Below are 12645 nucleotides of genomic sequence, written 5' to 3'. Positions count from 1 at the left end.
TCAGGCCCGCCGCCGCACTGGCCGTACCCCAGGCGCGTCCACTGCTCGGTGGTCCGGGTACTTGGATTTGACGCGGGTTATTGCCGGTCCGGTCGCCACCCGTTTTCTCGCCAGTCTCGGTGCCCATGTGTTGCGTATCGATCCGCCAGGCTGGCAGGAACCGTCGCTGGATGAGGAGATCACCTGTGGCAAGCGCCGCGCGGTACTGAATCTCAGACAGGCCCGCGATCGGGAGCAGTTCACCCGTTTACTGCGTGAGACCGACGTGCTGGTACACGGTTACCGGGCGGATGCGCTGGAGCGGCTGGGCTTTGATGCCGACACCCGTCGGGCACTGGCTCCAGGACTGGTTGACGTCAGCCTGAATGCCTGGGGCTGGCAGGGACCGTGGCGCAACCGGCGCGGCTTTGACAGCCTGGTGCAGATGGGCTGTGGCATCGCTGAACAGGGGATGCAGTGGCAGCAGAGTGATAAACCGACCCCCTTGCCGGTGCAGGCGCTGGATCATGCCACCGGTTATCTGCTGGCAGCGGCAGTACTGGAGGGATTACGTCAGCGGCGGGCTGACGGACATGGCAGCCAGGTGCGGATGTCACTGGCGCGTACCGCCTGGCTATTGCAGCAGCATCCTGCGGCACCGGGCAGCGATCAATCAGGTATCCTGGCGAAGAGAGAGGATAATCTGCCCTTTTTGAGTTAACGCAGTGGGGGCTGGGCGTGAGACTGCGCGCGCCATCCTGGCTGCCCGGCACCGCGCAACTCTGCGCGACCCCGGGCTGTCTGCCGGGTACCCACCCGGCATCATGGTAAATCAGGCATCCTGCTGCGGGTCAGCGCTGTCGAGCAGTTCATTGTACATCGCCTGAATCGCCTCACGGCTCAGCGCAGCCAGCGTGCGGTAAAACGCAGTGGTGGCATGCGCCTCAACCTTACCGAGGAAGGTGCCGCACCACGGCAGCAGATACTCTTCAAACAGCGCCAGCTGGGCGCTGCTCTCATCTTCCGCTGACTGATCTTCCAGCCACGACGCCGCCAGCAGCAGTACGCCAAAGTGATCGGCAGGCGCATCGCTCAGCGGCATGCCGCGCGAGGTCAGAAAGGCGCGCACCTCCGGCTCGGTTTTTCCTTCCGGCCACTGTGACGCAAACGGCGACACCCTACAGTCGCTGCCGACAAACAGCGCATTGTAATCGGCGGCCAGCGCCTGCGGATCGCTGTTCTGTTGCAGGCGGGTCAGCAGTTCGTCCTGTTCCAGCGGCCACTGCGCCTGCAGTTTGCCCTCACGCAGCAGCGTAAACAGCGGCACCAGCAGCGGGTCCTGCGGCTGACGATTGTACAGTGAGCCGAGCACGCGGCACAGAATGGAAAACTCATTCATGAGTCAGATTTCCTTGAGGCAAAGTAAATTAAAAGTCAGCCAGTTCAGCAATATGTTTGCCGGTACGCTGTTCGAGGAAGTCGAGCAGACGCCGCGGCGTGACATTTAACACCCGATCCTCCGGAAAATCCACTTCGCGGGTGATGCGCAGGCAGTGCTCAAAATGGCCGAGCGTAAAGGCGGTGTGGGAATCAGAGCCAAAAGCCAGTCGTCCGCCTGCATCCCGCACCGCCTCCGCGATCGCCCGGCAGTTAGGTTCACTGCCAGGACGGGAGTGGGTAAAGGAGGAGTTATTGATCTCCAGCGCCACCTCGTAGTGGGCCGCCGCCTCGGCAATCGCCGGGATATCCACCGGGAATTTCGGGTTACCCGGATGGCTGATGATATGCACCAGTCCACCCGCCATCGCCGCAATCATCGCATCGGTGTGGTGCTTTCTGTCGCGCGGCGCGTAGACCGGCTCATGAAAGCCCGCCACGATCAGATCCAGCGCATCCAGCATCGGGCCGGAACAATCAATCTCGCCCTGCTGGTTTTTTATATTGGCCTCGATACCACGCAGAATTCCGACGCCATCAATCATGCGCGGCCAGATGCGCATATTAATAAAGTGCCAGTAGTGTGGCGCGTCGGCCATATCAGGCCCGTGATCGGTAATGGCAAACAGTTTCATCCCTGTTTGCTTCGCCTGAGTGACGTAATCGTGCAGCGTACTGTAGGCGTGAGTACTGGCGATGGTGTGCATATGCAGATCTACCGGATACATCATCTTCTCCTGCTGATAGCCCCTGACTGACCAGGGTATTAGTAGCCACGCTGACGATCGACCCGCCCCTGCGGTATTTCTCCCGCCTGATGCTGGTCAATCGCCCGGGCAATGTAGTCGATAGCTTCGTCGATTAAGGTTACCGCCGCATTATGCGGCGTCAGGGTTACGCGAGGATGAGACCAGAGCGGATGCGATTCCGGCAACGGTTCAACCTGAAACACATCCAGCGCGGCGGCTTTCAGCTGACCGCTGTTGAGCGCCGCCAGTAAATCCTCTTCCACCACCTGCGCACCGCGCGCGATGTTGAGGAAGAAAGCGCCGTGGGGCAGCTGCTGGAAAAAATCGTGATTGATTAAGTTGATGGTTTCCGCGGTGCTGGGCAGCAGGTTGATTAACACCCGCGTGCCCTGCAGAAAATCATGCAGCGCCTCAGGGCCGGCAAAGCTGGTGACGCCGGCAATCTGCTTCGGTGAGCGGCTCCAGACGCGGACCGGAAAGCCCCAGGGTTTAAGCGCTTCTGCCACGCTCCGTCCCAGCACCCCCGCGCCGAGAATACCAAGGGTAAAGCTGTTACGCGGGTAAGCGGGCAGCGGCTGCCAGCAGTGCTGCTGTTGCTGTAACCGGTAGTCGTCAAAGCGCCGGAACCAGCTCAGCACACTGTGGACCGCATACTCCTGCATTTGCTGCGCCATGCCGGTATCTTCCAGCCGGAACAGGGGCACCTCTTCCGGTAACATGTCAGGATACTGCTGCAGCTGCTTCAGAATTTCATCCACACCGGCGCCCAGCGCAAATACTCCGCGCAGCCCGGTGCGTCCCTGCAGCATCTCCGCCGGCGGGGAACGCACCAGCGCGTAATCGGCGGGGCCATCATCGCCCGGTTGCCAGGCGCGGACCCGCGCCTGCGGCAGGCGCTGTTGTAAACCATAAATCCATGTTGCCGCAGACTGCGACGGGTGATACCAGATGATCTCCATCCTGCTCTCCTTTTTTCTTTCAGCGTCAGGGAAAACCGGCATCAGGGCAAGCAAAAAACGGCGGAAAAAAGCCCTTTTTTCAGCAAAAATAATTCCCGTGGCTTCACAATTCCGGCCCGCTTCAGGGTGAAGTGGTCAGATAAGGTCTAAAGTTGGTCGTGTGGTCAATGCGTTACGCGCGGCCGCGTTTCGGACAAGGAGAAAAACCGATGACAAAAATTGAGGTAAACGCCACTGAACGGCGTCAGCGTTATGCACCCCTTCTGCTTACGCTACTGCTAAGCGTGCCGGCCTTCACCGTTCACGCCGAGGACACGTCGCGCATGCTGAATCATCAGCCGCAGCCGCCGGATGTCCGTTTAGGGCCACTGTTTAATGCTGTACAGCAAGCGAAGTTCTACCCCGATCAAAAAACCTTTGCTGATGCACTGCCTAAATACGATCCGGCCTCGATCCTCGCCGACTGGCAGATGCAGAAAAAACAGCGCAACTTTGATCTGAAACGCTTTGTTGATGCCAACTTCACCCTGCCCGCCGCGGGCGATAAGTATGTGCCGCCTGCCGGACAAAATCTGCGTGACCACATCGACGGCTTATGGCCGGTTCTGACCCGTACCGCCAGCAGCGCCGGTCAGTATGATTCGCTGCTGCCGTTGCCGAAACCTTATGTGGTACCGGGCGGTCGTTTCCGCGAAGTCTACTACTGGGACAGTTACTTCACGATGCTCGGCCTGGCTGAGAGCGGCCACTGGGATCGGGTGCAGGATATGGTGGATAACTTCGCCTCGCTGCTTGACCGTTATGGCCACATTCCCAACGGCAACCGCAGCTACTATCTGAGCCGTTCGCAGCCGCCATTTTTCAGCCTGATGGTGGATCTGCTGGCGAGCCATGATGACGGTAAAGCCTATACCCGTTACCTGCCACAGCTGCAGAAAGAGTATGACTACTGGATGGCCGACAGCGACAAACTGGCAACCCGCTCAGCCAGCAAGCGGGCGATCAAACTCAGCGATGGCACGCTGCTGAACCGCTACTGGGATGCACGCGATGTGCCGCGTACCGAATCCTGGATGGATGATGTCACCACCGCTAAGAAAGCGCCGCAGCGTGACAAGGCTGAGCTCTATCGCGAACTGCGCTCCGGCGCGGCGTCCGGCTGGGATTTCAGCTCCCGCTGGTTCACTGATGCCCATAATCTGGCCACCATTCGCACCACCCAACTGGCGCCGGTCGATCTCAATAGCCTGATGTTCCATCTGGAGCAGACGCTGTCGAAAGGCTACAAGATGAACAAGCAGGACGATCTGGCGAAGCAGTTTGCCGACCGTGCGGAGAAGCGTCAGGCTGCGATTAATCGCTATCTGTGGAACGACAAACAGGCTGGTACGCCGATTACGACTGGCAGAAAAAACAGGTGCATCCGCAGCTGACCGCCGCCACGCTGTTCCCGCTCTATCTGCGGGTCGCCAGCGATAAGCAGGCTGAAAGCACCGCCAGCGCGGTGGAAAAACAGCTGCTGAAACCGGGCGGGCTGGTGACGACTACGGTCAACAACGGCCAGCAATGGGATGCCCCGAACGGCTGGGCGCCGCTGCAATGGGTCGCCGTGGAAGGTCTGGAGCACTACAACCAGCCGAAACTGGCGAAAGAGGTCGGGCTGCGTTTCCTGCAGAACGTCCAGAACACCTATGATCGCGAGCATAAGCTGGTCGAGAAATATGTGGTTGAAGGCAAGAATCTCGGCGGCGGTGGCGGCGGTGAATATCCGTTGCAGGACGGCTTTGGCTGGACCAACGGCGTTACTCTGAAATTGCTGGATAAATATTGCCCGAAAGATAAAACCTGTAACAGCGCCCACGATATTCCTTCGACGTCTCCCGCTCAACCCTGATCTCCCCCAGAGATCGCCGGCCATGCCGGCGATCTCTGCCCTCACCTTTTAGCGAAATTTACTTGACCTTCTTCGATTGCCAGGCAAAATTGCAGCGAACTTACAAACGGTAATAATTCTCACTATGATAATGAGAATGCTTATCGAGAATTTTATTCACCTGCTGAACCTCTGCCATGAAAGGAATTTCAATGAGATTGCCATCGCCGCTGAAAGGTTATGTCCCGTTCTGCACTCTGGCGCTGACCGCGCCAGCTCTGAGTTTTGCTGCCGACATGGTGGTCACAGCCCAACCGCAGGAGCAAGCTGACTCCCCGACTCAGGGTTATCTCGCCACCACCAGTCAGGGCGCGACAAAAAGCGATCGCCCGCTGATTACCACACCGCAGTCGGTGTCGGTGGTGACGCGCCAGCAGATGCAGGATCAGGGCGCACTGACTCTGAATCAGGCGCTGGGCTATACATCCGGCGTGTTCACTAACTTCGGCGGTGCCGCAACCCGCTATGACACCATTGCCCTGCGCGGCTTCCACGGCGGCGATGTCGATAATACCTTCCTTGATGGCTTGCGGGTGATGAGCGACGGCGGCAGCTTCAATGTGTTGCAGGTCGATAACGCCTTCCTGGAGCGAATCGATGTGATCAAAGGCCCCTCTTCCGCGCTTTATGGTCAGACGGTGCCGGGCGGGCTGGTCAATATGGTGACGAAACGTCCGCAGTTCCGTGAAGAAGGCCATATTCAGTTACAGGCTGGCAATAACGCCACTACTGGCGCGATGTTTGACTATACCAATGCGATTAACGATCAGTGGGCGTTTCGCCTGACCGGTGTGACCCGCAACAGCGATACGCAGTATGACCATACTCGCGAAGAGAAGTATGCGCTGATGCCACAGCTGATGTGGCAACCGGATGAGGATACTCAGCTGATCCTTAAAGCCTATCTGCAGAAAGATCCGTCCGGCGGTTATCACGGCTCGGTGCCGGGCGACGGCAGTATTACGGAGCATAATGGCTATAAGCTGAGCAACGGTTTTTATGAAGGCAACAGCGATCTGGATCAGTTCAAACGCCATGAGCAGATCTACAGCTACGATTTCACTCATCAATTTAACGATGTCTGGTCGTTCTCCTCAACCGGCAGTTACAGCCATTCCAACGTCGATCTCGATCAGGTTTATCAGATTGGCTGGGATGCGGAGAATCCCGATCTGCTGAACCGCTACTATTCGGGTGAGCGTTCGTCACTGGCCGCCTGGGCCACTGATAACCGGTTACAGGCTGAATTTAACACCGGCGAGCTGGAGCATCGCGTCACGCTGGGCGCGGAGTATCATCGCTATAAAAATGACATCAGCAAAGCTGTCGGCAACGCATCGCAGCTTAATGCTGTGACCGGCGAACAGGTTGGCGACATGCCGGTCTACAGCTGGAGCGCTAACACCCGCCGCTACTATCAGACCGGCCTCTACCTGCAGGATGAGATGAAGCTGGATCGCTGGCATCTGGATCTCTCTGGCCGCTATGACCGCATCGTTGCCAGCAACAGCGGCAGTGACCGCCGCCAGGACGATCACATCAGCGGACGCGCGGCGCTGCTTTATGCGTTCGACAACGGTATTTCGCCGTATGTCAGCTGGAGTCAGGCGATCACTCCTACCGCTCTGACCGACCCGAACAACAACCTGCTGAAGCCGACCACTGCGGAGCAGTATGAAGCCGGGGTTAAATATCAGCCGAACGGCACCCGCGATCTCTATAGCCTGGCGGTCTATGATCTGACGCAGAAGGATGTGGCTAACCGTAATGTACAAGATGGCACCTACACGCCGTCCGGGAAAGTGCATTCGCAGGGGATTGAGCTGGAGGCGCGTAATCAGTTAACGCCGCGTCTGAGCACCGTCGCCAGTTACACCCTGAATCACCTGCGTTTCAAAGATTCCGTTGATGGCAATGATGGACACACGCCTTACGTGACGCCGAACAGCATGGCGGCCTTCTGGGGACATTATCAGTTTGATTACGGCCTGAGTGCCGGCGCGGGCGTACGCTATATCGGCAAACAGTGGGCAGATAACGAAAACACCACCCGTTTACCGTCAGTGACCCTATTTGATGCCTCGGTTCGTGCCGATCTCGGCGTCTGGAACAGCAGTCTGAAAGGCGCCTGGCTGCAGGTGAATGCGAATAACCTGACCGATCGCAAATACGTGGCGGGCTGCTACGGCACCGGTTATTGCTATTGGGGTGCAGAACGCAGCGTGATGGCGACGGTGGGTTACGATTTCTGATCGCCAGATGTGAAAAAGGGGACGAATCGCTTCGTCCCCTTTTTATTAAATCGTTACGATCAACTGCGTACTTTGCGATAGATAAACAGCACTACGATGGCACCAATGACGGCGACCACGAAGCTGCCGAAGTTAAATCCATCGACACGACCGAAGCCAAACAGCGTACTGATCCAGCCACCCACTACAGCACCGATAATACCCAGTACGATAGTCAGAATGAAACCGCCACCGTCTTTACCCGGCATGATCCACTTCGCCAGAATACCTGCGATTAAGCCAAAGACGACCCAGGAAATAATACCCATCTGTTGCTCCTTCCTTTTTTGATTAAATCGTGAACGCTTGATTTATCAAGCGGTTTACCGCGATAAGTATAGACCGGTTTTCAAAAAATGTTTGCTTGCTCACAGTTATTATTGACCAGCCACAAACTAAAGCTTTTTTTCGCCACGCCGATAACAGAGATGAGGCCAAAAAAAGAACAAACAAAGCACCAACCCTTTGGAGCCAGGAAGTGAAAGAAGCCGATCAGGAACAATATTTAAAACGTGGCACGCTGGCCGTTCTTGGCGTGATGAAAGACCTGCTGCGTTTACAGACGCCACTACTGGTGAGTTTTTCTCGTGGGCAGTTTATCAGCCGCATGCTGGCGGCCAATGAAGATCAGTTGCTGTTCGATCTCGGCAGCAACAATCTGGATAATGACTACGCCCTGACCTGCAATGAACTCAGTATTGCCGCGGAAACCTATGGCGCTAAAGTTGAGTTCAGTCTCGCTTCGCTGGCGCGGGTGGATTTTGAAGGTTTACCCGCATTCAGTGCGCCGTTGCCGGAGCTGGTGTGGCAGATCCAGCGTCGTGAGTTTTTCCGCGTCAATGCCCCGCTGGAACCCCAGTTCTGGTGTCATACCGAGTGGCCCGATGGCAATAAAGCGCGGCTTCGGCTACAGGATCTGTCGCTGGGCGGTATTGGTGTACTGGTGGATGAGGCGCTGCCCGAAGGCTTACAAAGCGGCGACAGCTTCAAAAAATTCCGCGTTGAGCTGGGCGAATATGGTCATTTTGAAGTGCCGGTGAAGCTGTTGCACATCGGCGAACGCAGCGTAGTGACGCATAAAAATGAAACCCGTGTTACGCCACGACTAAGCTTCCGCTTTTCAGCACTCGATCCGGTGCAGGAGCGGCAACTGCAGCAGATTATTTTTGCCCTTGAGCGCCTCGCACGCGATAAATCAACCCGTTTTCAATAAGTTCTTACCGGGTGCGCCGCACAGTTGCGTCGCATCCAGGCTATGCTTCTTGCTTGTTTTCTTTTAAACCGGAACCCAGCAAGGAGAATCTCCCCAATGGAAAACTGGCTTTCTTCACGTCATTTTCAATCCATCCTGTTCAATCAGAGCTTCTGGATCAACAGCGCCATCGTCATCGTCGCGACCCTCGTCATTTACTGGCTGCTGCGTACCCTGATCCGTTTTATCTCCAACCGTATTGCCCGCTACAGCGAACATCGTCACGTTCGGGCAACCGGCATCGTGGTGGAAATCCTGCGCAGTACCAGCCAGAGCCTGCTGCTGATTTTTTCACTGCTCATTGCGTTAAAATTTGTCGATTTACCCGCCTCGTGGAGCGTGGCGATCTCACACGGCTGGTTCCTGGCGTTAATCGTTCAGCTGGCGCTGTGGATCGACTGCGGCATCCGGCTCTGGCTGCAGAGTCTGCTGCGCGACCCGCTGCATGTGCGTAACCCTGTTACCACGGTGATCCTCGGTATTCTGCTGCGCGTGGTGGTGTGGATCATGATGTTCCTCGCCATTCTGTCGAATATGGGCATCAACATTACCGCGCTGGTGGCCAGTCTCGGCGTCGGGGGTATTGCGATTGCGCTGGCGATTCAGACCGTGCTGAGCGACGTGTTCGCCTCGCTGGCGATCGGATTCGATAAGCCGTTTGAGCACGGTGATTTTATCGTGTTTGGCGATATTGCCGGGTCGATTGAGCACATCGGTTTGAAAACCACCCGGCTGCGCAGCCTGAGCGGTGAACAGATTGTCTGCTCAAACACCATTCTGTTGCAGCAGACGATCCACAACTACAAACGGATGCAGCAACGCCGCATCGTGTTTAAGTTCGGTATCAGCTACGCCACGCCGTCGGAGCAGGTGCGCGAGATCAGTCCGCTGGTGAAAGAGATTATCCAGAGCGTTGAGACCACCCGTTTCGACCGCGCCCACTTCCTGGCCTTTGAAGATTCGAAACTGACCTTTGAAGTGGTCTACTTTGTGCTGGACGCCGACTACAACAAGTACATGGATATTCAGCAGGAGATCAACCTGCAGCTGATGGCGGCGCTGGAACAGCGCAACATTCGCTTTGCCTTCCCGATTCGTCAGGTCGAGTTCAGCGGCGGTAATCTGCCGCCAGTGGATCTGGTGGCGGTGGACAACGAAGATGGCGAGGTGCGCAGGGTGGCGCGTTAAGCGGGCTCAGGATGCCAGCCTTCCTGCGGATGAGCGAAAGGCTGGCGACGCATATTCACGTCAGCGTTAGTGCGGCTCGCGGTCCAGGATGGGCCTCGCGTGCCACGCCGACATGACTGACTGCGGCTCAGTTACTGATGGCGATAGCAGCTGACGCCCAGATACTGGCTAAACGCTTCCTGCAAAACATCTGCCGTGGCGGAGTGGTTCATCGCCACATGGTGTTCGAATCCGTTACGGCAGATCCACGCCAGCAGGGATTCCAGTTGCGGTACCTGAATCACCGCGCGACAGCCCACCGCATCCAGCGGATCGTCCACCGACATGCCCTCGCCGACGTAGGCCTTGATCTCTCCGCTGAAATCATCGGTTGAAAGACGGAAATAGGTCAGATCGCCGCTTTTCATCCGGCCATGCACCGCCCCACAGGTGTTCTCTTTCCCTACCGTCGTACCAATAATATCGGCCGTACCCATCGTCGGTGATTCCAGGCTGGCGCTGGCAAAGTTACCGCAGTGAAACAGCACACATTTATCCCGATCATCGCCGAAGTTGTTGTTCCAGTCAGCCAGTGAGGCGGGATTCAGCGAGCAGCTGGCCAGGGCATACATCGACAGCGCGCCCATCACGTCCACTTCGCAGGCGCTCGGCATCAGCTGTCCCGACATCACGCTCATGATCGAGCAGACATTAATACCGAGATTCTCCTGCAGCGAGGTCCAGCACTGAATCGCGGTGGTGTCGATATCATTGTCGTTCACCCATTCGCTGATGACCACAAACAGTTTCGCCATGGTTTGCAGCTTTTCGCCGGGAATACCGCGCGCATCGGCGTTGGCTTCCAGAATCTCGCGCTTCTCCGCCACGCGGATATCATCATCACGCAGCCGGTTAGTACGGGTGAAAATTTCTGACAGATCCAGCGTTTCCACCGCAATACCCATCTTCTCCAGCAGTTTTTCGCTGTAGCGCACGGTGTTAAAACCAGCAGGCCGGGCACCGATCGCCCCGACACGCACCCGTCGCATCGCATTAACCACCCGACAGAGCTGGCTGAAGCGCTGCAGATCCTGCATGAAGACCTCGCCGCTCAGGGCGCAGACATGCTGGCGGGTCAGGGAAAAGGGGATGCCATATTGCCGCAGGTTGTTACACAGCGATATTTTGCCGCAGAAGCTGTCACGCCGGGTCGCCAGCCCCATTTTATCGAGGTTATCTTCTTCCGCCTGCACCAGCACCGGCACATTTAATCCGGCGAGGCGTAACGCCTCTGCGATCGCTTTCTCATCGCCAAAGTTGGGCAGCAGCACCACCACGCCGTGAATCGCCTCCCGGTGCTGGCGAAACAGTTCGGCGCAGATTTTCGCTTCCTGGCGGGTCTCAACTCCGCCGAGATGAGTCTGGCTCTCGTCCAGCATCACCGTATTGATATTCATTTTTTCAAACAGCGCGACCGCCTGCTGGCGCGCCTCGCCCACCAGATAGCTGGGAAAGAAACCCCGGTTGCCAATAATTACACCGAAGGTTAACTGCTGAGGAAGTTTTGACATGGCTCTGCTCCGAAAGGGTTAATGTGGCTGATAACGACAGCGTGCGACGGCGTCGATCCAGCCTTTATAGTTTTCCTGCATCTGCTGCGCACAGGCCTGACGCGGTTCGATCACGTTGCCGCCCTGTAACGCCTGCATATCACTGCCCTGCTGCCACCAGCCCAGCACTTTACCCGCCAGCAGCGCGGCACCCAGCGCCGAGACTTCGGCGGTCGGCACCCGCAGCAACGGACGCTGCAGGACATCTGCCTGCAGCTGCATCAGCCAGCTGTTTTCGGTAGCGCTGCCATCCACGCACAGCGCAGGCAGTTGCTGCCCGCTGGCCTGTTCCATAGCAAAAAAGACGTCGGCGATCTGCCAGATGATCGACTCCAGCGCCACCCGCGCCAGCACCGCCGGTGTGGCGGCATCCGTCAGGCCACAGACCATGCCACGCGCCTGCAAATCCCACCAGGGCGCGCCCAGCCCGGAAAGCGCCGGCACAAAATAGATGCCCTGATGATCTTCGCTGCGTTGCGCCAGCGCGGTGAGCTGGCGCGGGTCCTGAATCCCTAACATGCTACCGAGCCACGCCGCGCCCGAACCGGTGTGGGTGATATTCCCCTCGAACGCGTAACGCAAGGTGCCGTCATGCCAGGCCACGGTGGTGCTGAGACCATTTTCGGTCAGCAGCGGCGTGGCCATCGACATCATCAGCGATGAACCCGTGCCGTAAGTGGCTTTCACCACCTCCGCCGCACCGCGACGTTGGGCCTGCAACGCGGCGTGGGAATCACCAATCCGCGCCAGAATCGGCGTGCCCGGCGCCAGGCCGGCAATATCCGTGACGGCCACCACGCCCTGTTCACTGGCGGAAGCCACGATGCGCGGCAGCGCGGCGCGCGGCAGCCGGAACAGCGCCAGCAGTTCGTCGTCCCAGTCATTAAGATGCAGGCTGTAGAGCTGGGTGCGCGAGGCGTTGGCGTGATCGGTGATAAAGGTCTCGCCTGCACTGAGCTGCCAGCTGAGCCAGCTGTCCACGGTGCCGATACAGAGCTCGCCCGCTTCGGCACGCGCCACGCCGTCGGGGAGCGCCGCCAGCATGCCGGTCAGCTTGGCGGCCGGAAACATCGGGTCCACCGCCAGCCCGGTGAGCCCGGTAATGCGCGGCGCTTTACCCGCAAGGTGTAATTCGCGACAGAACGGCTCGGAACGTCGGTCCTGCCAGCTTACCAGCGGCGTCAGGGGCTGGCCGTCGCGACGTTGCCAGATCAGTACTGACTCACGCTGATTACTGATCGCCACCGCTGCCACGCTGGCGCCGCCAC

Annotated in this window: 9 protein-coding genes and 2 pseudogenes; 5 read left to right on the top strand and 6 right to left on the bottom strand. The window is 57.8% G+C overall.

The window, feature by feature from the left end; translation table 11 throughout:
- Positions 1–810: pseudogene (locus HA41_RS18560) on the top strand (CoA transferase); the annotation flags it as partial.
- A gap of 1 nt (position 811) precedes the next feature.
- Here the strand turns inward: HA41_RS18560 and HA41_RS18555 are convergent.
- From HA41_RS18555 to ghrA, 3 genes are read right to left on the bottom strand one after another with little or no spacing between them, the layout of a single operon-like run.
- Entirely contained in the window at positions 812–1378 is a 567-nt protein-coding gene (locus tag HA41_RS18555; protein ID WP_094121998.1) for a TorD/DmsD family molecular chaperone, read from the bottom strand.
- Between the two features lie 28 nt (positions 1379–1406).
- The gene (locus tag HA41_RS18550; protein ID WP_094121997.1) at positions 1407–2144 is read right to left on the bottom strand and encodes a phosphatase; all 738 of its coding nucleotides are present in this window, start codon (positions 2142–2144) and stop codon (positions 1407–1409) included.
- Between the two features lie 38 nt (positions 2145–2182).
- Positions 2183–3124: a glyoxylate/hydroxypyruvate reductase GhrA gene (ghrA, locus tag HA41_RS18545; RefSeq protein ID WP_094121996.1), complete on the bottom strand. Its 942-nt coding sequence runs from the start codon at positions 3122–3124 to the stop codon at positions 2183–2185.
- 209 nt (positions 3125–3333) lie between these two features.
- Here ghrA and treA point away from each other — a divergent pair.
- Together treA and HA41_RS18535 are read left to right on the top strand one after the other, a co-directional pair.
- Positions 3334–5018: pseudogene (treA, locus tag HA41_RS18540) on the top strand (alpha,alpha-trehalase TreA).
- Between the two features lie 191 nt (positions 5019–5209).
- Positions 5210–7309 (top strand): TonB-dependent siderophore receptor, encoded by a 2100-nt coding sequence (locus HA41_RS18535; RefSeq protein WP_094121995.1) that lies wholly within the window; start codon positions 5210–5212, stop codon positions 7307–7309.
- 59 nt (positions 7310–7368) lie between these two features.
- On the opposite strand, the gene HA41_RS18530 is transcribed toward HA41_RS18535, so the two are convergent.
- Positions 7369–7617, bottom strand: coding sequence for a GlsB/YeaQ/YmgE family stress response membrane protein (locus tag HA41_RS18530; RefSeq protein ID WP_010246168.1), 249 nt, complete (start codon positions 7615–7617; stop codon positions 7369–7371).
- Between the two features lie 209 nt (positions 7618–7826).
- Here HA41_RS18530 and HA41_RS18525 point away from each other — a divergent pair, with 209 nt between their 5' ends.
- Complete coding sequence (locus HA41_RS18525; RefSeq protein WP_094121994.1) at positions 7827–8561, top strand: flagellar brake protein; 735 nt, start codon at positions 7827–7829, stop codon at positions 8559–8561.
- 96 nt (positions 8562–8657) lie between these two features.
- On the top strand, positions 8658–9788 hold the full coding sequence (locus HA41_RS18520; RefSeq protein WP_094121993.1) for a mechanosensitive ion channel family protein: 1131 nt from the start codon (positions 8658–8660) through the stop codon (positions 9786–9788).
- A 131-nt stretch (positions 9789–9919) separates the two neighbouring features.
- Here HA41_RS18520 and HA41_RS18515 read toward each other — a convergent pair whose 3' ends face one another.
- Positions 9920–11338, bottom strand: a complete 1419-nt coding sequence (locus HA41_RS18515) for an L-fucose/L-arabinose isomerase family protein (RefSeq protein ID WP_094121992.1) — start codon at positions 11336–11338, stop codon at positions 9920–9922.
- 18 nt (positions 11339–11356) lie between these two features.
- The coding region (locus tag HA41_RS18510) for an FGGY family carbohydrate kinase (protein ID WP_143807368.1) at positions 11357–12645 on the bottom strand (1289 nt) is incomplete at its 5' end.

It is taken from the genome of Pantoea conspicua (assembly GCF_002095315.1).
GTDB classification, from domain to species: domain Bacteria; phylum Pseudomonadota; class Gammaproteobacteria; order Enterobacterales; family Enterobacteriaceae; genus Pantoea; species Pantoea conspicua.
Note: the sequence above shows the minus strand (reverse complement) of the source record. Positions and strands in the feature narration are given on the sequence as shown.

Bases quoted from the DNA above. Each gene is read 5' to 3' on its own strand.
- HA41_RS18515 (WP_094121992.1), bottom strand. From the start codon at position 11,338: ATGTCAAAACTTCCTCAGCAGTTAACCTTCGGTGTAATTATTGGCAAC.
- HA41_RS18555 (WP_094121998.1), bottom strand. From the start codon at position 1,378: ATGAATGAGTTTTCCATTCTGTGCCGCGTGCTCGGCTCACTGTACAAT.
- HA41_RS18550 (WP_094121997.1), bottom strand. From the start codon at position 2,144: ATGTATCCGGTAGATCTGCATATGCACACCATCGCCAGTACTCACGCC.
- HA41_RS18535 (WP_094121995.1), top strand. From the start codon at position 5,210: ATGAGATTGCCATCGCCGCTGAAAGGTTATGTCCCGTTCTGCACTCTG.
- ghrA (WP_094121996.1), bottom strand. From the start codon at position 3,124: ATGGAGATCATCTGGTATCACCCGTCGCAGTCTGCGGCAACATGGATT.
- HA41_RS18520 (WP_094121993.1), top strand. From the start codon at position 8,658: ATGGAAAACTGGCTTTCTTCACGTCATTTTCAATCCATCCTGTTCAAT.
- HA41_RS18530 (WP_010246168.1), bottom strand. From the start codon at position 7,617: ATGGGTATTATTTCCTGGGTCGTCTTTGGCTTAATCGCAGGTATTCTG.